Annotated in this window: 18 protein-coding genes, 2 tRNA genes and 1 other RNA gene; 3 read left to right on the top strand and 18 right to left on the bottom strand. The window is 68.3% G+C overall.

What is annotated here, in order from left to right; genetic code table 11:
• Positions 1-21: 21 nt before the first annotated feature.
• From HC028_RS20305 to ffs, 9 genes are all read right to left on the bottom strand, one after another.
• Positions 22-1,098: an ABC transporter ATP-binding protein gene (locus HC028_RS20305; RefSeq protein ID WP_168078964.1), complete on the bottom strand. Its 1,077-nt coding sequence runs from the start codon at positions 1,096-1,098 to the stop codon at positions 22-24.
• Between the two features lie 11 nt (positions 1,099-1,109).
• Positions 1,110-2,111, bottom strand: a complete 1,002-nt coding sequence (locus tag HC028_RS20300) for an ABC transporter permease (protein WP_168078963.1) — start codon at positions 2,109-2,111, stop codon at positions 1,110-1,112.
• 106 nt (positions 2,112-2,217) lie between these two features.
• Complete coding sequence (locus HC028_RS20295; protein ID WP_239075512.1) at positions 2,218-3,981, bottom strand: ABC transporter substrate-binding protein; 1,764 nt, start codon at positions 3,979-3,981, stop codon at positions 2,218-2,220.
• A gap of 113 nt (positions 3,982-4,094) precedes the next feature.
• Positions 4,095-5,072: an ABC transporter permease gene (locus HC028_RS20290; protein WP_308442053.1), complete on the bottom strand. Its 978-nt coding sequence runs from the start codon at positions 5,070-5,072 to the stop codon at positions 4,095-4,097.
• Positions 5,073-5,444: 372 nt separating this feature from the next.
• A complete protein-coding gene (gene recR, locus HC028_RS20285) occupies positions 5,445-6,038 on the bottom strand; it encodes a recombination mediator RecR (RefSeq protein ID WP_168078960.1) in 594 nt (197 codons plus the stop codon).
• A gap of 7 nt (positions 6,039-6,045) precedes the next feature.
• The gene (locus HC028_RS20280; RefSeq protein WP_239075516.1) at positions 6,046-6,345 is read right to left on the bottom strand and encodes a YbaB/EbfC family nucleoid-associated protein; all 300 of its coding nucleotides are present in this window, start codon (positions 6,343-6,345) and stop codon (positions 6,046-6,048) included.
• Positions 6,346-6,403: 58 nt separating this feature from the next.
• On the bottom strand, positions 6,404-6,823 hold the full coding sequence (locus HC028_RS27145; RefSeq protein ID WP_239075513.1) for a GNAT family N-acetyltransferase: 420 nt from the start codon (positions 6,821-6,823) through the stop codon (positions 6,404-6,406).
• Entirely contained in the window at positions 6,820-9,411 is a 2,592-nt protein-coding gene (locus HC028_RS20270; protein ID WP_168078958.1) for a DNA polymerase III subunit gamma and tau, read from the bottom strand. The genes HC028_RS27145 and HC028_RS20270 overlap by 4 nt, the downstream gene beginning before the upstream one ends.
• A 61-nt stretch (positions 9,412-9,472) precedes the next feature.
• Positions 9,473-9,567, bottom strand: an RNA gene (gene ffs, locus HC028_RS20265) — signal recognition particle sRNA small type.
• Positions 9,568-9,619: 52 nt separating this feature from the next.
• Here ffs and HC028_RS20260 point away from each other — a divergent pair.
• Positions 9,620-9,707 (top strand) — tRNA-Ser (locus HC028_RS20260).
• Between the two features lie 74 nt (positions 9,708-9,781).
• Here HC028_RS20260 and HC028_RS27815 read toward each other — a convergent pair.
• Positions 9,782-10,021 (bottom strand): hypothetical protein, encoded by a 240-nt coding sequence (locus HC028_RS27815; RefSeq protein ID WP_420850192.1) that lies wholly within the window; start codon positions 10,019-10,021, stop codon positions 9,782-9,784.
• Between the two features lie 174 nt (positions 10,022-10,195).
• Positions 10,196-11,368, bottom strand: a complete 1,173-nt coding sequence (locus HC028_RS20250; protein ID WP_168078957.1) for a beta-propeller fold lactonase family protein — start codon at positions 11,366-11,368, stop codon at positions 10,196-10,198.
• Between the two features lie 614 nt (positions 11,369-11,982).
• Here HC028_RS20250 and HC028_RS20245 point away from each other — a divergent pair.
• Complete coding sequence (locus HC028_RS20245; RefSeq protein ID WP_168078956.1) at positions 11,983-13,638, top strand: methyl-accepting chemotaxis protein; 1,656 nt, start codon at positions 11,983-11,985, stop codon at positions 13,636-13,638.
• 79 nt (positions 13,639-13,717) lie between these two features.
• Here HC028_RS20245 and HC028_RS20240 read toward each other — a convergent pair whose 3' ends face one another.
• Positions 13,718-14,965, bottom strand: a complete 1,248-nt coding sequence (locus tag HC028_RS20240; protein ID WP_168078955.1) for a fibronectin type III domain-containing protein — start codon at positions 14,963-14,965, stop codon at positions 13,718-13,720.
• A gap of 412 nt (positions 14,966-15,377) precedes the next feature.
• Positions 15,378-15,464, bottom strand: a tRNA-Ser gene (locus HC028_RS20235).
• A gap of 72 nt (positions 15,465-15,536) precedes the next feature.
• Between HC028_RS20235 and deoD the strand changes: the two genes are divergently transcribed.
• Positions 15,537-16,244 carry a purine-nucleoside phosphorylase gene (deoD, locus tag HC028_RS20230; protein ID WP_168078954.1) on the top strand — a complete coding sequence of 236 codons (708 nt, stop codon included), beginning with the start codon at positions 15,537-15,539 and terminating at the stop codon, positions 16,242-16,244.
• Between the two features lie 16 nt (positions 16,245-16,260).
• Here the strand turns inward: deoD and HC028_RS20225 are convergent, their stop codons facing one another.
• The 5 genes from HC028_RS20225 to HC028_RS20205 all read right to left on the bottom strand — a co-directional run bounded on the left by HC028_RS20225 (position 16,261) and on the right by HC028_RS20205 (position 19,033).
• Entirely contained in the window at positions 16,261-16,743 is a 483-nt protein-coding gene (locus HC028_RS20225) for a nucleoside deaminase (RefSeq protein WP_168079047.1), read from the bottom strand.
• A gap of 11 nt (positions 16,744-16,754) precedes the next feature.
• Positions 16,755-17,291, bottom strand: a complete 537-nt coding sequence (locus HC028_RS20220; protein WP_168078953.1) for a tRNA adenosine deaminase-associated protein — start codon at positions 17,289-17,291, stop codon at positions 16,755-16,757.
• A 179-nt stretch (positions 17,292-17,470) separates the two neighbouring features.
• The gene (locus tag HC028_RS20215) at positions 17,471-17,638 is read right to left on the bottom strand and encodes a hypothetical protein (RefSeq protein ID WP_168078952.1); all 168 of its coding nucleotides are present in this window, start codon (positions 17,636-17,638) and stop codon (positions 17,471-17,473) included.
• Between the two features lie 126 nt (positions 17,639-17,764).
• Positions 17,765-18,184, bottom strand: coding sequence for a hypothetical protein (locus HC028_RS20210; protein ID WP_373314019.1), 420 nt, complete (start codon positions 18,182-18,184; stop codon positions 17,765-17,767).
• Positions 18,185-18,331: 147 nt separating this feature from the next.
• Entirely contained in the window at positions 18,332-19,033 is a 702-nt protein-coding gene (locus HC028_RS20205) for a glycosyltransferase family 2 protein (protein WP_168078951.1), read from the bottom strand.
• Between the last annotated feature and the right edge of the window lie 3 nt (positions 19,034-19,036).

The following is a 19,036-nucleotide window of genomic DNA, read 5'->3' as shown; positions in this document are numbered from 1 at the left end:
GGTGCTCCTTACGATCCGCGTTCACAGCGCCGGGGCGATGTCTTCGGAGAAGATCCGCTGACGGTCAGCCGGCGGGATGTGGCATGCAACGCCGTGGTCACTGCCCTCCGCGAGGGTGGGGACCTGGGTACGGCACGGGATGCCGTTACGCCCCTCGTAGGGGCAGCGCGGATGGAACGCGCAGCCGCTCGGCAGGTTGATCAGGCTTGGCGGGGTGCCCTTCACCGGGATGAGGCGCTCGCGGACCTCCCGGTCCACGCGGGGCATCGAGCCGAGCAGGCCCCATGCGTACGGGTGCTCGGGACGCCGGAAGATCGTCTCGGCGGCGCCGTACTCGACCGACTTGCCGCCGTACATGACGAGGATGTCGTCGGCGAGTTCGGCGACGACGCCCAGGTCGTGGGTGATCATGATGACCGCCGACTGGAACTCCTCCTGCAGGTCCCGGATCAGGTCGAGGATCTGCGCCTGCACCGTCACGTCGAGCGCCGTGGTGGGCTCGTCGGCGATGAGGAGTTCGGGGTTGTTGACCAGCGCCATGGCGATCATCGCGCGCTGGCGCATACCGCCCGAGAACTGGTGCGGGTAGTCGTCCACCCGCTTGGCCGGCTGCGGGATGCCGACCCGGCCCAGCATGTCGATGGCGTGCTGGCGCGCGACCTTCTTCGACACGTTGTGGTGCACCCGGTACGCCTCGACGATCTGGGCGCCGACGCTGAAGTACGGGTGCATCGCGGTCAGCGGATCCTGGAAGATCATGGACATCCGCTGGCCGCGGAGCGAGCGCACCCGCTCCGCCGACGCGGCGATGAGCTCCTCGCCGTCGAGCCAGACCTCGCCGGACACCTTCGCCCGGCTCTGCCGGTGCAGGCCGAGGATGCCCAGGCTGGTGACGCTCTTACCCGAGCCGGACTCGCCCACGATGCCGAGCGTCCTGCCGCGTTCGAGGCTGAAGGAGAGGCCGTCCACCGCCTTGACCAGACCGTCGTCGGTCGGGAAGTGGATGCGCAGATCGCGGACGTCGAGGAAGGTCTGCGGCCCGGAGCGCGCAGTGCCGCCGGATGCCGATTGTCCATCTGCAAGCAGGTCGGTCGCCATGTCAACCCCTTTCATGAAAGCCGAACGCGCGGGTCGATCACGGCGTAGACGATGTCGACGAGGAAGTTCGCGAGGACGATGAACATCGCACCGAAGAGCGTCACGCCGAGTACCACCGGCAGGTCCTTGGTGTTGACCGCGTCGATCGAGAGGCGGCCGATGCCGGGGAGGCTGAAGACGGACTCGGTGAGGATCGCGCCACCGAGCGCCGCGCCGAGGTCGAGGCCGAAGATGGTGACGATCGGGGTGAGCACGGAGCGCATCGCGTGCTTCCCGACGACAACGCGTTCGCGCAGGCCCTTTGCACGGGCGGTGCGGATGTAGTCCTCGCTGACCGTCTCCAGCATCTGGGCGCGGGTCAACCGGGCGTACGTGGCGGCGTAGAGCAGCGCGAGGGTAACCCAGCCGAGGAAGAGCTTGTTGGCCCAGCCGAACGGGTCGTCGGCGAAGTTGACGTACTCGCCGCCCTTGAACCAGTGCAGGTTGTGTACGAAGAACAACTGTGCGAGAAGGCCGGTGAAGTAAATCGGTAGCGAGACACCCGCCAGCGCGACGACCATAACTATCCGGTCGAGGACCGATCCTCGCCGCAGGGCGGAGATGACGCCGGCGAGCACACCGCCGAGAAGCCAGATGATCGCGGCGCCGACGGTCAGCGAGATGGTCACCGGCAGCCGGTCAAGCAGCAACGGCCAGACCGGCCGGTCGTTGCGGAAGGAGTAGCCGAAGCAGGGCGCGGCGCAGTGTGTCTTGTCCGGGCCGTTGTCGTACTCACGGCCGGCCACGAGGCCCTTCATGAACTCGCCGTACTGCACGTAGATCGGCTTGTCGAGGCCGAGTTTGCGTGCGGTGGCCGCCACGTCGGCCGGGGTCGCCGACTTACCGACGTACAGCTCGGCCGGGTTGGTGCCGGCGAGCTTAGGGACCATGAAGAACACGCCGAACGTGACCATCGAGATGATGATCAGCAGTACGACGGAGGTCACCACCCGGCGAAGGATGAAATTGATCATGTCTTAGGCCTCGCGCCGGCCGACACCGTGGGGACTCCCACGACGCCAGCCGGCGCGGTGGCCTTCACCTGCCTTCGACTACTCGCAGAGAGGGGTACGGGTCGGCTTACTTGCCGTCACTGACGCCCAGCTGACCGAAGCTCCACTCGCCCCAGTACTGGTCCTGGAAGACGTTGGTCAGGCGCGGGTTGCGGTAATTCATCGCCTTCTCGTACACGAACGGCACCAGGCTCGCCGTGTCCATCACCTTGGCGTTGATCTGACTCCAGATTGCCTGCGCCTTCTTGGCGTCCGGCTCGGCCTTGGCCTGGTCGATCAGGCTGTTGATCTCCGGGTCGTTCAGCTCCTCGTAGTTGTTGTTACCGCTCGGCAGGATCAGCCGGCCGTCGACGAGCACGTCGAGGTAGCCGTAACCGGTCGGGAAGTCGGCCAGCCAGCCGGCGACCATGATGCCGTAGCCCTTACTGTGCACGTTGGCCGGCGAACCGATGGTCGACCGGAAGTACAGCGAGGCGTCCGACTGGTCGATGGTGGCCTTGATGCCCACAGCAGCGAGCGACTGCTGCAGCGCCTCGGCCATCTTGGGCTCCTTGCCCTTGTTCCGGACGGCGATCTTGGTCTCGAAACCGTTCGGCTTGCCGCAGAGCTTCAGCTCCTCCTTGGCCTTGTCGACCTGGGGCTTACCGCTCTTGGTGTTGTACGGGTCCAGCTTCGGGTCGTGCCCACCGATGTTCGGCGGCAGCATGTTGACGGCGATGTCACCGCCGTTCTCCGAACCGCCACGGGCGGTCTGGATGGCCGTCTTGTCCGTGGCGTACTGCACGGCCTTACGGCAGTGGACGTTGTCGAACGGCGCGACCTGGGTGCTGAGCGCCGCGTATCGGATGGCGCCGTTGTTCGGGGCGTCCGCGTTCTTCTTCAGGTTCGGGTCGAGCAGAATCTTGGCCTGGGCCGCCTGCTGCACACCGGTCTGTCCAAAGTCGAGGTCCAGCGTGCCGTCGAGCAGCTGCTTGTCGAGCTCGTCCGCGTTCATCTGCAGCGTCATCTCGATGCGATCCGGCAGCGCCTTGCGCGTCTTGTCGGTGGCCGGGTCCCAGTTGGGGTTACGGACCATCGTGAGCTTCTTGCCCGGGTCGAACTTCTCGACCATGTACGGTCCGGTCGAGACCGGGTGGTTGGTGTACTTCTCGCCGGTGTCCTTCGCCTTCGGAACCGCCCCGGCCGCCATGACCAGCAGGTACGGGAAGTCCGAGAACGGCGCGGCGAGCTTGAATACGATCGTCGAGTCGTCCGGCGTCTGGACCGACTTCAGACCCAGCTTCTCCGGGTCGGTGTCCTTGTACGGGCCGGGGTAGTTCTGGCCCTGGTCGAGCATGTCCTTGAGGTACGGCGGGCCACCGGAGAGCACGTCCGTGGCGAAGGAGCGCTCGATGCCGTACTTGACGTCCTTGGAGGTGACCGGCGTGCCGTCCTCGAACTTCAGGCCCTTCTTGAGCTTGAAGGTATAGGTCAGCTTGTCAGCGCTGATCTCCGGCAGGACCTCGGCCATGTCCGGCTCCAGGATGAGGCCGTCCGCGCCCGGCTTGGAGGCCGGAGTGAGCAGCGTGCGGTTGTAGAACGCCCGCATGAAGTTCTGGCCGGAAGCGTAGTAGATCCGGGTCGGGTCGAGCGAGTCCACGTCGGAGGTGTACCCGAACCGCAGCGTGCCGCCCTTCTTCTCGGACGGGTTCACGATGCCGTGGACTCCGGCGTTGTAACCGCTGGCGCCCTTGCTGGCGTTGTCGCTGGAAGAACCGCCGCCGCCACAGGCGGACAGTCCGAGAGCGAGGGCGACCGTACCGGCCACCACCGCCCCTCTCTTGATCCTCACTGGTGTATTCCCTCCTTGTTTGCCGCGGCCCTCCGAGGGTCGGGCCGTGCCGGCGCTACTGCGAGCGGGGTGGTGGTGAATCCCCCCGAACCGAGTGGTCACCGACCGGGTGATCATCGGTTCGACTTGGGGTCGAGCGCGTCACGCAGACCGTCACCGAAGAGGTTGAAGGCCAGCACGGTGATGAAGATTGCGGTACCCGGAACGACCATGTACATCGGGTCGTACTCGTAGTAGTTGACCGCGTCCGACAGCAGCCGGCCCCACGACGGCGTGGGCGACGGCACACCGACTCCGAGGAAGGACAGGGCCGCCTCGAACAGGATGTTCGTCGGGATGATCAGCGTGCTGTAAACCAGGATTGGCGCCGCGAGGTTGGGCAGCAGCTCGCGGAAGATGATGCGGAAATTCCCGGCGCCGATGCTGCGCGCCGCCTCGACGAACTCCCGCTCGCGCAGCGACAGCGTCTGGCCGCGCACGATACGACCAATGTACGGCCAGCTGAACCCACCGATGATCAGCACGATGACGGTGACGCGATACCAGTACGTCGGAGGCAGCACCGAGATCAGTGCGATCGCGAACAGGATCAGCGGGAAGGCGAGGATTAGGTCCATGAAACGGCTGAACAGCGAGTCGATCCAGCCGCCGAAGAAGCCAGCGGTGATGCCGACGACGATTCCGATCATGACCGCCAGCAACGTGGCGAGCAGCGCGATGAGCAGCGAGGTCTGCGCGCCGTAGATGATCTGGCTGAACAGGTCACGGCCGGTGACCGGCTGCACGCCGAGCAGGAAGTCCGTGCTGATCCCGCCCCAGGTCCCGATCGGCGGGATACCGCCGAGGTTCGGGTCGATCTTGTCCTGGTGGAACTCATTCACCGGGTGCCCGAAGAGCTTGTTCAACACCGGCGCGAAGATCGCGACCAGGATGAGGAAGATGATGATCCCGCCGCCAGTCAGCGCAACCTTGTCGCGCTTGAGCCGGGTCCAGGCGATGCGGCCGAGCGATCGGCCCTCGATCTTCTTACCGTCAGTGACGGTGGATGCCTCTTCCTCGGCTGGCGTTGTCAGGTCGGTGCTCGATGTCACCGGTCCGAGTGTCATTAACGCCGTGCCCTCCTCCGACCGCCGCACTGTGCCCAAGCAGCGACCGTCGGCAGAAATGCCGCGCCGGCGAGACCGGGGCCCGGTGCAGGCGGCAACCGATCTGGTCGCCCTTGCGTGGACTCCTGCGCTCCCAACCTTAGGACACTCGTTCAGTGGCCCTGCGGAGAGTACAGACGAAACGGACTCGGTAAGTCCACTTCGTTGGGGGAACCATGTCGCCCAGGCTGCCCGGCGTCAATGTTCAAGGGATCGCTGTAACCAAGTTCAGGCCACACCGTGATGATGGCGTGATCCAATGTCGACTGTTTGGTGACGGCCAGTAGACCGCTCAGCGAAATCGACGGGTTCCCGGCCTCAGATCGCGCGCCGGCCCTCGAACGCGCGACCCAGGGTGATCTCATCGGCGTACTCGAGGTCACCGCCGACCGGCAAGCCGCTGGCCAGCCGCGTCACGTGCAGTCCCATGGGCTTGACCAGCAGTGCGAGGTAGGTCGCGGTCGCTTCCCCCTCGGTGTTGGGGTCGGTGGCGAGGATCAGTTCCTTCACGTCACCCGACGACAGCCGGGCCATCAGTTCGCGGACCTTGAGGTTGTCCGGCCCGACGCCCTCCAGCGGATTGATCGCGCCGCCGAGCACGTGGTACCGGCCCCGGAACTCCCCCGTACGCTCGATCGCCACCACGTCCTTGGGCTCCTCGACCACGCACAGCACCTCGTTGGTGCGGCGCGGGTCGCGGCAGATCCGGCACTGCTCGGCCTCGGCCACGTTGTAACAGGTCCCGCAGAACTTGACGAGGTCCTTGACCCGTTGCAACGCTGCGGCGAGCCGCTTCACATCGACGGCATCAGCCGACAAGACGTGGAAAGCTATGCGCTGCGCGCTTTTCGGGCCGATGCCGGGCAGCCGGCCGAGTTCGTCGATCAGATCCTGGATTGCGCCTTCGTACACGACCTGCCTACATTCCGGGCAGGCCGAGGCCGCCCGCGAGTGGACCCATCTTCTGCTCGGTGAGCTCTCTGGCCTGCTCGGCGGCGTTGTGTAGCGCGGCGACCACCAGGTCTTCGAGCGTTTCGACGTCGTCGGGGTCGACCACCTTGGGGTCGATCATGACCTTCACGACCTCGCCGGTACCGGTCACGGTCGCGGTGACCAGGCCACCGCCGGCGGTGCCGGTGATCTGGGTGGCGGCAAGCTCTTCCTGGGCCTGTGCCATCTGCTGCTGCATCTTCTGAGCCTGCTTCATCAGCTGCTGCAGGTTCGGCTGTCCACCGGGGCGCACCGCATACTCCTTCACGTCGGCTGTGACTCGCAGCCTAGTCTGTCGTGCTGCTGAGATTACGTGGCGTACGTAGTCCCATGCCCGGAATCGGCATGAGTCCAAACCGCCGGTAGTAGGGCACTAGCGGCTCATCGCAGAGAAGATCTACCGAGTAGAGATGCCCGAGGCGGTCGAGCATGCGGCGCATCAGCTTGGCCCCGATCCCACGACCGCGATACTCGGGTACGACCTCGAGCCACGGGATGAACGCGGCCGCGACGCCGTCGGAGAGCGCGTTGACGAAGCCGACGACCCGGTCCTCCCCTGCGATCGCGAACTCGACGGCGTAGCTGCCACGCAGGGCGGCTTGGAAGGTGGCCTCGCTCGGCGGGTTCGGCCAGCCCTCGAAGAAGTCGCTCGCCCGCGCGACGGGATCGTATCCGTACCCGCTCCGGTACGTGATCTTCTCCCTCACCGGCGCCCTTCGTCTATCTTCTCCGCACCTAGCGCCTCGGCGAGCAGCCGCAGGGCCTGCTCTTCCGTGGACTCGCGGACCACCCGCTCGTCGATCACCTCGTCGGTCGGCTCGTCACCGGGATCGAAGCCGGGGTACTGGGGATCCTGTACCGGCGCGTCGTAGTCCGGGTCGTACGGCGGCTCGTCGACGGCCGACCCGTCCCGCCAGTGGTCACCGCTGGGTGCGGGCGCTCCCGTGGGGCCAGGTGCTGGCGGTGCTGCTGGTGCGGCGGTGGCCGCAGGTGCGGGCCCCGCCGGTCGACCGTTTACCGCCTGCCGGCCGACGGCGCCTGCTGCGGCCGCCCTGGCCGCCGCAAGGGCGGCGGATCGACCGCCGGCCGCTGGCGCGGCGGGCTGACCGCTCGTCGGTGGCGCGGACTGGCTGGCGGCGGGCGGGGCCGATCCAGCCGGCGCGGATACGGCCGGAGCGGACCGGGCGGACGCCTCTGGAGCGGCGGCTGCCGGGGCGGGCGCCGCCGCGCCAACCGGTCGATCCGGCCGGCTGGCCATCTCCTCGCCACCAGGCCGGGCTGGAGTCGGCCAGTCGTCGGCGTCGGTCTCGGCCTCAGGCATCGCGACCGAACCGGCGCCGCTCGCCGGGGCACTCCCACCTCCGGGCTGGGCGGGGGTCGGCCAGCCGTCGTCGCCGTCGTCGGAGGCGTCACTCGCGCGCGGCCCGGACGCCGGACGCGAGTCCCGAGGCGTGGCGGTCGGGTGCCCGGACGAGGGCACGTTCGCCGGGGCGGGCGCATTCGCCGGGGCGGGAGCGCTGCGCTGAGGCGCCGCGCTCCGACGCGCTCCGGCCGGAGCACCGCCCACCTCACAGCGCACCTGCCAGGTGCCGCCGAAGACCTCGGTGATCGCCTGGCTCAACACGTCGGCCGACCTGGACAGCATCTCGGCGAGGGGACGGTGCTGGAGCAGCAGCACGACGGTGGTTCCCTCGACGTCACGCACGGTCGCGTCACGCGCGAGCGCCGCGGTGGCCTTCTTCTTACGCCCGGTGGCGTTGACGATCTCGTCCCACCTGCGACGGATGGCGGCCGCGTCGAGCGCCCCCGGCGCCTGGCCTGCCACGGAGGCAGGAGCGGTGGCCGGGGCCGGGTCGGCGGGCGCGGCCGGCTGGGCGGGGGCGGCCGGCTGGGCGGGGGCGGCCGGCTGGGCCGCTGGCCGCTCAGCCGTAACCGGCTCGGTCGGCGGCGTGGAAACCCGCTCAGCGACGGGCGGCGCCGGTGGTGGCGCAACGGCGGGCGGCGCCGGTGGTGGCGCAACGGCGGGCGCGGACGGCGAAGCCGCAGACGGCGCAGGTAGCGAAGGCGCAACGGCGGGCGCTGCCACCGCTGCGGCAGGCGCCGCCTGCGGGGATGCCGGTACAGCCTCGCCCGCCGCACCCAGGCGACGCTCCATCCGCTCCAGCCGCTGTAGCAGCGCGGCCGACGAGTCGTCGGCACTCGGCAGCAACATGCGGGCCGTGATCAACTCCAGCAGCAGCCGGGGTGCCGTGGTGCCGCGCATCTCGGTGAGCCCGTTGTGCACGATGTCGGCGAAGCGGGACAGCGTCGCCGGACCGAGCCGGGCGGCCTGGGCGGCCATGCGTTCAAGCTCATCGTCGGGTGCGTCGAGCAGGCCCTTGCGCACCGCGTCGGGGACCTGCTGCAGAACGATCAGGTCCCGCAGCCGTTCGAGCAGATCGGACGCGAACCGGCGCGGGTCGTGACCGGCTTCGGCAACCTGGTCGACCGCGGTGTACGCCGCAGCGCCGTCACCGGCCGCGAGCGCGTCACACATCTCGTCGATCAGGGCGACATCGGTGACCCCGAGCAGGGCGACGGCGCGGACGTAGCTCACCCCGTCCGGTCCGGCGCCGGCAATGAGCTGGTCAAGCACTGACAGGGAGTCCCGGACGCTACCCGCGCCGGCCCGCACCACGAGCGGGAAGATCGCCGGGTCGACCTTCACCCCCTCGTTCTCGCAGAGCTTCTCCAGGTAGGGCCGCAGCACTCCCGGTGGGATGAGCCGGAACGGGTAGTGGTGGGTGCGCGACTTGATCGTGCCGAGCACCTTCTCCGGCTCAGTCGTGGCAAACACGAACTTGACGTAGTCCGGCGGCTCTTCAACGAGCTTGAGCAGGGCGTTGAAGCCGGCCGACGAGACCATGTGCGCCTCGTCGATCACGTACACCTTGAACCGGCTGCTGACCGGCGCGAAGAACGCTCGTTCGCGCAGTTCACGGGCGTCGTCGACGCCACCGTGGGAAGCCGCGTCGATCTCGATGACGTCAATCGAGCCGGCTCCGTCCGGCGCCAGGTCACGGCAGGATTGACATTCGCCGCAAGGCTCGGGGGTCGGCCCGTTGGCGCAGTTGAGGGAGCGGGCCAGGATCCGGGCGCTACTGGTCTTACCGCATCCACGTGGCCCCGAGAAGAGGTACGCGTGGTGCAACCGCCCGCTCCGCAAGGCCTGGGACAGCGGCTCGGTCACGTGCTCCTGGCCGATGACCTCACCGAAGGTGCGTGGACGGTACTTGCGGTAGAGCGCGAGCGCCACCTACGACCTCCCTGCGCCGCTGTCGTCGACTCTGGCGCCACCGTATCGCGCCCGCCTGACGAAAAGGGCCCCTCGTGCACCCGTCAGAGCCTGCTTACCCTTGCTGCCTTCCGGCCCTGGGGGAGTTCACAGGATGTACGCCGCACGAGGGGCGACACCTACTGTACCCGGTTCCAAGACGCTTTGGCGTATGGGTATCCTTGCCGACGGAGGATTCGCCTAGAGGCCTAGGGCGCACGCTTGGAAAGCGTGTTGGGTTCACACCCTCACGAGTTCGAATCTCGTATCCTCCGCCAGTCTGAACAGGCAAAACGTAGGGCCGGCCCGCGCGGGCCGGCCCTACGTTTTGCCTACGGTCTCAGTTTTGGTCTCAGACGGCCGCCGGTAGCCCGCTCGGGCCATCCTCTCCCCCGCGCTTCGGCCGCTTCTTCTTACTGTTGCCCTTCTTCTTCGGCGGCTTAGGGACCTGCCACAGCAGCCCGCCGACCCGCTTGGCGATGTCCTGGCGCACCGGGTCGGTCAGGTGCTGGTACCGCTTCGCCAGGGCGGTGGTGGCCCAGCCCATGACGCCCATCGCCGCCCGCTCGGTCACTCCGAGGATGAGCAGCACCGTGGCCGCGGTATGACGAGCGTCATGCACCCGAGCCCCACGGAGACCAGCGTCACGGAGAAAGTGCCCTCCGGCTGGATGTGACACGGGCTCGGGTGGGCCTCGTCGTTCCAGCCGGAGGGCACTGTTGCGGTTGCTGTTCAGCGTGCGGCTTACGGCCGCGTGGGGTTTGGGTCAGGCGGTGAAGCGTCGACGCCGGATCAGCAGGGCGCTGCCGGCCACCAGGGCGATGCCGACGCCGACCAGGGCCGCGGCGACGATGGCGTAGCTCTGGCCGCGGCCACCCGTGACGGGCAGCGACGCCGGCGTGGCCGTCACGGTCGCGGCCGGGGTCGCTGTGGGCGTGGCGGGCGTGGGCGTGGCGGCCACGAGGGGCCTGAACGCCACGGCGGAGGGGTGGGTGCCGACGGTGACGGTGGCGGTGACGGTGTTGCTGGCGGTGTCGATCACCGACACGGTGTTGGCGCTGTTGTTGGGGACGTAGGCGTGCGCGCCGTCCGGCGTGACCGCCATTCCGTAGGGGGCGGCGCCGACGGTGACGGTGGCGGTGACGGTGTTGGTGGCGGTGGCGATGACCGACACGGTGTTGGCGCCGACGTTGGCGACGTAGGCGTGCGCGCCGTCCGGCGTGACCGCCACGGCGAGCGGGCCGGTGCCGACGGTGACGGTGGCGGTGACGGTGTTGCTGGCGGTGGCGATGACCGACACGGTGTTGGCGCCGGCGTTGGTGACGTAGACGTGCGCGCCGTCCGGCGTGACCGCCACGGCGGAGGGGTAGGTGCCGACGGTGACGGTGGCGGTGACGGTGTTGGTGGCGGTGGCGATGACCGACACGGTGTTGGCGTCGTTGTTGGCGACGTAGGCGTGGGCGCCGTCCGGCGTGACCGCCACGGCGAGCGGGCCGGTGCCGACGGTGACGGTGGCGGTGACGGTGTTGCTGGCGGTGGCGATGACCGACACGGTGTTGGCGTCGTAGTTGGCGACGTAGACGTGCGCGCCGTCCGGCGTGACCGCCACGGCGGAGGGGTAGGCGCCGACGGTGACGGTGGCGGTGACGGTGTTGCTGGCGGTGCCGATCACCGACACGGTGTTGTCGTCGCTGTTGGCGACGTAGACGTGCGCGCCGTCCGGCGTGACCGCCACGGCGGAGGGGTAGGTGCCGACGGTGACGGTGGCGGTGACGGTGTTGCTGGCGGTGTCGATGACCGACACGGTGTTGTCGTTGCCGTTGGTGACGTAGGCGTACTGCCCGGGAGCGGGGGCCGCGGTAGCCGGGGATCCCGCCCCCAGGACCGCCGCGCCAACCGGCGCGGTCAGCATCGCCATCCCGGCCACGAACAGGCCCATCCGAGACCGCCGGGCGTGCGGCTTCCGGCCACGCGCCGTCGACCGATCAGCGAGCCCGCCGTCGGCGCTCAAACCATCGTGTAACACCCAGAACCCCCACGCGGTGCAAACTTGTACAAAGGAAACGATTGATCGTAGCCGTTCACGCCACTGTGGAAGCAGGTTCGGCGAACATGGCGTGTCACCGTGACGCCGATCATGATGACGGCCTTTCCCCTGCTCAGCACCCCGGCGGTGGGGTTGTCACACTCATTGGCTCCATAACCCCACGATCACAGCGTCATTCATCCGCAGCCTAGGTGGGCCTAACCCGTTCACGATCCCCGGAGATGTGACGACGGTGCCGGGACGACCTGAGCGAGCAGCGGTCTCACTTGTGGTCTCATTCGTCCGCGTCCGGGGCTGTCCGCCATTGTCCGACCGGCACAATTATCGCTGCTCCGACCACTTGCGATCCGCGCCGAACAAGCCTCAACAGGCATACGTGGGGCCGGCCCCTCGACGGGCCGGCCCCACGTTCGTTGTGACCTGCATGATGCGCACAATTCTCAGACCTTTCCCACCCGTGCCGATCAGTTGTGCACTTAATTCCAACTATTTGGTTGGAATTTTGCATGGAGCGCAACGACTACACGATCGGAAGTAACGGCCGCATGGGCACTGACACCGCGCGAAGGGGGCGGACCAACTGGTTCGCTGACCGCAGCCTCACCACGAAACTCCTCGCCAGCGTCCTGGTTGCGTGCCTCACGACCGGCGTGGTGCTGGCCGTCGCCCTGGTCCGGATGGCCAGCCTCCGCGACAGCGCCCAGCAGATCCAGACGCAGGCCATCACTCCGATGCTGCACATCACCGAGATCCGCCGGGCCTACCTGCAGGCTCGGATCGACAGCCTCGCCGACCAGACGCTGGCCGCGGACGCCAGCAGCGCCGAGCACCAGGCGTGGCTCAAGGACATCGCGACGATGAACGACGCGATCGCCACGTACGGCAAGAACGATCTGACCGCCAGTGAGCGGGCCACCCTGGCCGAGCTGACGACTGCGTGGAACTCCTTCCAGGACATCGTCACCAACCAACTCATCCCGCTCGGCTGGGCCGGTAAGAAGTCCGAGTGGATGCCGATCCGCAGCGAGAAGGTCAAGCCGCTCTCGGCGCAGGTCCAGACCAACCTCGACAAGCTGATCGCCAGCTCGCAGGCGCGGGTGACGGACCAGATGAATCGGAACGCCGACGACTACAGCACCGCCAGCACCACCGTCATCGTGACCGCCATCATCGGCGTCGTGCTGGCCGTACTGCTGGCGATCATCACGGTCCGCTGGATCATCGCCAACGTGCGCAAGGTCTCCACCGTCGTGGACCGGCTCGCCGAAGGCGACCTGACGCGCTCCGCCGACGTCACTGCCGGCGACGAACTGGGCCAGATGGCCCGCGGCCTGGACACCGCCACCGGACGCCTGCGCGAGATGATCGGCGCCGTCGCCGGCAACGCGCACACCCTGGCCGGCTCCGGCGAGGAGCTGACCGCCGTCAGCCAGCAGATCGCCGCCTCCTCGGAGGAGACCTCCGTCCAGGCAAGCGTCGTCTCCGAGGCGGCCGACCACATCAGCCGCAACATCCAGACCCTGGCCTCCGGCGCCGAGCAGATGGGCGCCTCGATCGAGGAGATCTCCTCGAACGCCACCGAAGCGGCCCGCGTCGCGCAGGAAGCGGTCGAGGCGGCCGCCACGGCCAGCACCACGATCAACCAGCTCGGCACGTCGTCGGCTGAGATCGGCAACGTGATCAAGCTGATCACCTCGATCGCCGAGCAGACCAACCTGCTCGCGCTCAACGCCACCATCGAAGCCGCCCGCGCCGGCGAGGCCGGCAAGGGCTTCGCCGTCGTCGCCAGCGAGGTCAAGGACCTGGCTCAGGAGACCGCCCGCGCCACCGAGGACATCGCCCGGCGCGTCCACGTCATCCAGGGCGACGCTGGTCACGCCGTCGATGCGATCAGCCGCATCGGCGAGGTCATCGGCCGGATCAACGACTACTCCACGATGATCGCTTCGGCCGTCGAGGAGCAGAGCGCGACCACCAGCGAGATGGTGCGCAACGTGGCGGAGGCGTCCAGCGGCGCCGCGGACATCGCCGGGAACATCACCGGTGTGGCCGCCGCCGCCGAGTCCACCAACGCCGGCATCGCCGACACCAACCGCGCCGCCGCCGAGCTGGCCCGGATGGGCGGCGAGCTGCAGGAGATGGTCGGCCGCTTCAAGTACTGACGCAACAGAAACGACGACGGCCCGGACCGCACTGGTCCGGGCCGTCGTGCTCTTCATTAAGAGCGGTGGCGGGTCAGAACTAGGCCGTGGTGAAGTTCCGGCGCCTTCCGGCGCGAAGGAAGACGAATCCGAACAGCACCAGCCCGATGGCGACGCCCGCGATCACGAACGGCCGGGCGCCGGTCACCGGCAGGGCGGACGCGGCAATGGTCACGGCGATGTCCTGGCTGAGGGGCAGGCCATTGAGTCCGGTGCCGACCGCTCGGGCGGTGTGGCCGCCAGTGAGGTTCTTCGGCAGCGCGGTCGTCAGGGTGGCGACGCCACTGGCGTTAGCGTTCACGGTGCCGAGCAGGACCGGGTCCGAGTGCAGGTAGAAGTTGACCGGAGTACCCGGGCGGTATCCCTCAGCGACCAGGGTGACGGTGCCGCCCGGCTGCACCGACGGCTTGTCGATGGACAGGTCCTTGCTGGTAACCGCCGTGGGGGTACCGGGGTCGCTGGCGGGGCTGGCGTTCGAGTCGCCGGCGCTGGAACGGGCGACGACGGTGAAGGTGTACGCCGTCCCGTTGCGCAGGCCGGCGATGACGCACGAGGTGGCGTCGGCGGGCCCGGCACAGGTCGCGCCGTCGGGGTTTGCGGTGACGAGGTACCCGGTGATCGGCGCGCCGTTGGCGGCCGGAGCGACCCAGCTGATTTCCGCGGCGCTGTCGCCGACGACGGCCGTCGGCTTGGCCGGAGTCGCCGGTGGCTGCGGAGTCGCCGGTCGGGCGGTTCCCGTGCGGGTGGCCGACTGGGTCCCGGTGTATCCGCTGTCGGCGTTGGCTGTCGCGGTCACGGTGACCGTGGCGCTCCCCGCTGCGGCCAGTCCGGTAACGGTCACCAGGCCGTTCGCGTCGACCGTGGCGGTGGCGTCACCGGTGGCGCTGACCGTGTAGGTGTACCGGGTCGTGTTGTAGTCGGTGATGGTGAAGGTGAACCCGTCCGCGGTGGCCGTTGCCGGACTGAGCGTCGGCGCGACGGCCGAGAACGGCGGCCTCACGATTGATTGCAGAGACGTGCCGCTTGGGAGCAGGTTCGCGCTGACCTGCACGGTGGAGGCCTGGTCCACGGTCAGGCCGGTGACGGTGGCGAGAAGTGGCTGGTCGCCCTGGTTCCAACTCGTACCGCTGATGGTCGCCGTGCCTGCGGACGGGGTGAGGGTGATGTTGGTGGCCCCCGTGAACGAGGAAAGGATAGTCACCTCGAAGGTGAAACCATCGGACGTCCGCACCGCGTTGGCGAACGTCAGCCCGTGGCTGGCGAGCGCCGGCGAGGCGGTCGCGGTCACGACGGCGGCCGAGCCGCCCAGGGCAAGGACGCCAGCGAGGATCGCACGTCTGAGACGACCCGCACCCCGTCCGCGTGATCGAAGTGTGTGCACGACTGAACTCCGTTCTATGTCAGCGATCGACAGCTGCGCGGTGCGAGGGCGCGTGTCAGCAGTCCGAGAATGATCACATTCCATAACGGGTAAGTCGAGCAAAAGGTGCATAGTGGGCACCATATCGAGCCCATCGAACGTCCTGCTGGTGTCGGATCAGGGAAGTAATTCGTCCAAGAGGGCGGCGTACCCGACCCGGGGGTAGGGGCAACTCGGCCCGCAGGTCGCCGAGGAAGGCACACTGATACCGAAACTGAGACCAGACAGAGAAGCGCCCGGCGACTCACTGTGAGTCGCCGGACGCTTCTCTGTTACAGAGCGGTGGCGGCGGGATTTGAACCCGCGGAGGGGTTGCCCCCTCACACGCTTTCGAGGCGTGCTCCTTAGGCCACTCGGACACACCACCGCCGAGAAGAGTACCCGATCGTCAAACGCGCCATCGCGCAGCCCACGCCGATCGCCTGGCAGGATCAAGCGCATGAGTACGCATATCGGCGCCAAGCCCGGTGAGATCGCCGAACGGATCCTTCTGCCCGGAGATCCGCTGCGCGCCAAATGGATCTCCGAGAACTTCCTCGACGACACCAAGTGCTACTCGACGGTCCGCAACGTGTACGGCTTCACCGGGACCTACCGGGGCGTGCCCGTCTCGGTGCAGGGCACCGGCATGGGGATGCCGTCGGCCTCCATCTACGCGCACGAGCTGATCAATGAGTACGGCGTGCAGACGCTGATCCGGATCGGCAGTTGCGGCGCCCTTTCGGAGAACCTCCAGCTCGGCGACGTGGTGGCGGCGATCGGGGCGAGCACCGACTCGGCGATGAACCGCCAGCGGTTCGACGGCCTCATGGACTACGCCCCGGTGGCGGACTTCGGGCTGCTGCGTACTGCCGTCGACGTCGCGGCCGGTCGGGGCGTCGGGATGTCCGTCGGCCCGGTCCTGAGCACCGACGCGTTCTACACCGACCGGCCCGACCTGTACGACCGGCTCGCCGATTACGGCGTCCTCGTTGTGGAGATGGAAGCCGCGGCGCTGTACACCATCGCCGCACGGCACCGGGCCCGGTCGCTCGCGCTGCTGACCGTCAGCGACCACCTCCGTACCGGCGAGCGCAGCAGCGCGGAAGACCGCGAACAGGGCTTCAGCCAGATGGTCGAAGTGGCGCTCGACACAATCATCACCTGACCGCCGGGCAGAAACCTCAGCGCCGCCGGCCGAAGAAGTCGAGCAGCAGGGCCGCGCACTCGGACTCGAGCACGCCGGCGTAGACCTCCGGCCGATGGGTCAGCCGGCGGTCGCGTACGACGTCCCACAGCGACCCGACCGCGCCGGTCTTCGGCTCCCACGCGCCGAAGACCAACGTGTTCACGCGGGCCAGGACGAGCGCCCCGGCGCACATCGTGCACGGTTCGAGGGTTACGACGAGCGTGCATCCGTCGAGATGCCAGCCGTCGCCGTGGACGGCCGCGGCCCGGCGCATCGCGACAATCTCGGCGTGCGCGGTCGGGTCTCCGGTCAGCTCACGCTCGTTGCGGCCGGTCGCGAGTTCGCGCCCGTCCGGCCCGTACACGACGGCGCCGATCGGTACGTCGTCGCTGCCCGGGGTCGCGGACACCGCTCCGGAGGCGACTTCCAAGGCGCGGCGCATCCACGCCTCGTGCTGGGCTCGACGCCCGGCACCCATTGGCGGCTGGCTCACCCCTCGCGCAGCTCCTCCATCTCGTCGCCGCACCCGATCGTCTGACAGACCTCAGCGGTGACGTCGGAGGGCAACATGCCGTCCCGGGCGCACAGCTCCAACAGGCGATGCGCGGGTAACCCGAGGTCGACGAGCAGGTCCGGGTCGCCGACCGGCTTGATGTCAGCCTCGACGGCGCCGACCTCCTCTTCGTCCTCCCCAGCTTCGCCGCGATGGCCGTCCACCCCACCGGCAACGCTGTCGAGGTCGATCGCGGGCTCCTCGACGTCGCCGATCAGCAGCGCCCCGAGCCTGGACTCCTCCGCGAAGACCGAGTCCGAGCCGAAGACCCTCAGATCCTCACCGTCATCGAGGCGCAGGATCGCCAGGTACGTCTCGTCGGACTCGACGAACAACAGCGACACCTGCGCATCGGCGTCGACCTCACGCAGCAGGTCGGCCACCTCTTCGATGTCCGCGGCTCCGGACAGGTCGATTTCGGTCGCGGTCCAGCCGTCGGAGCCGCGCACGATGGCGGCAGCGAAGTACGACACGGTCCCCCCGGTCGATGAGTGGGTGCTGCGGGAACCCGATGAGAACAACGATGTTCCCAACGATGGACGCTAGCGAGGATATGCAGCCAAGGTGTCGTGGCGCGCTCGTTCGCGTCAGACCCGGGCGTGTCGCACCACGGAATGGCTGATTTCGCTACCGGTCGGGCCGCAGCGACCGTCTATCCGACGAGGCGCCGGCGTCTGGCGACGAGTTGGCGCAGGCGGTCGGCCCGCACCCGGCGCGGCGGCACCGGGTCCCGCACCGCCTTCGCGTCGGCTAGCGCGGCGAGAAGTCGGAGCCGGCGGCGGCGCCGATCCGGGTCAAGCCGTTGCAGCGTCAAAGCCATACGGCCGAGATTGAAGGCCCGCCGGCCATACGTCAAGACGACCTACGTTCGGCGATCAGCCCGATACGAAAGGCTATGCGCGTCGGCACTGTGCGCTCCGGCGAGAGCACGGCAGGTATGAGGGGATCACCACAGGATCCAGTCACCACCGACCCACCGGACCGCCACCACGATCATGGCGATCGACAGGCCGACGGCCGCCGACATCGCGATCCCGACGGCCGCGCCGCGGTCACCGGTACGGACCAGCGCCAGGGCCACCAGCCAGGCGACGACCCCGGCGATGATCGTGATCCAGGCATAGCCACCGGCGGTGGAAGCCAGCAGCCCGAACAGCATCATCCACAGCCCGCCGCCGACCATGCCCAGCGCGACCGCCCCGCCCCGCACCGGAAACGGCTCCCGGAAGATCGGGCGCGGCGGCCCGCCCGGGAACAGCCCGGTGGTCGTGCGCATCATGCGCGTACCCGGCGGTTGGTCGGGCGGCCACGACGACGGCCGGCCCGTGCCCGGACCGGCCGCGCTGTCGTTCATGTCCCTGTTCACCGCTTCGCAGCCTATCGTCGCGACCAAATCACAAGGGGGTGGACAGCGCTGGCAGGATGAGCGGGTGTCGCGTCGCCTCCGCCGCGTACTCGCCGCCGGTCTGCTGTTGACCGCTGTGGCGAGCGGCTGTGGCGGCCCGGGCGGCAGCTACCTGACGGTCAGCTGCGGCCGGCGTACCCGCTCGCGGAACAGGATCCACAGGGCTTCGACGCCGTCTTTCCAGGTGATCTTCTTGCCCTCTTCGCGGGTGCGGGCCCGGTAGCTGATCGGCAACTCGTACGGGCGGTAGCCGTTGCGCAGCAGCTTGCCGGTGACCTCGGCCTCCATGCCGAAACCCTTGGACTTGATGTCCAACGACCGGTACAGGTCCAGCGGCATCAGCTTGAAGCAGGTCTCCAGATCTCCGATGTAGCAGTTGAAGAGGATGTTCGCGGCCATGGTCACGCCCTTGTTGCCCATGACGTACCAGAACGAGAACGAACTGTGGCCGCCGAAGGTCCGATTGCCGTAGACCACGGTGGTATGCCCGTCGAGTATCGGCACGAGCAGGCGCGGGATGTCCTTCGGGTCGTACTCGAGGTCGGCGTCGAGAATGACGATGTAGTCGCCGCTCGCGTGGTGAACGGCCGTCTTGATCGCCGCGCCCTTGCCCTGGTTGCGCTCGTGCAGAACCACCCGCAGCCGGGGATCGTCGGCCCGGTTGAGGATGTCCCGGGTGCCGTCCTTGCTGCCGTCGTCGACGACCACCATCTCGATCTCGCACGGGTAGTCGACGTTCAGAGCCTGCTTGAGTGCCTCGGGCAGACGCGCCTCCTCGTTGTACACCGGCATGAGGATGGACAGCTTCACGGC

The sequence above is a fragment of the Planosporangium flavigriseum genome, from assembly GCF_011947225.1.
Taxonomy (GTDB): Bacteria; Actinomycetota; Actinomycetes; order Mycobacteriales; family Micromonosporaceae; genus Planosporangium; species Planosporangium flavigriseum.
Note: the sequence above shows the minus strand (reverse complement) of the source record. Positions and strands in the feature narration are given on the sequence as shown.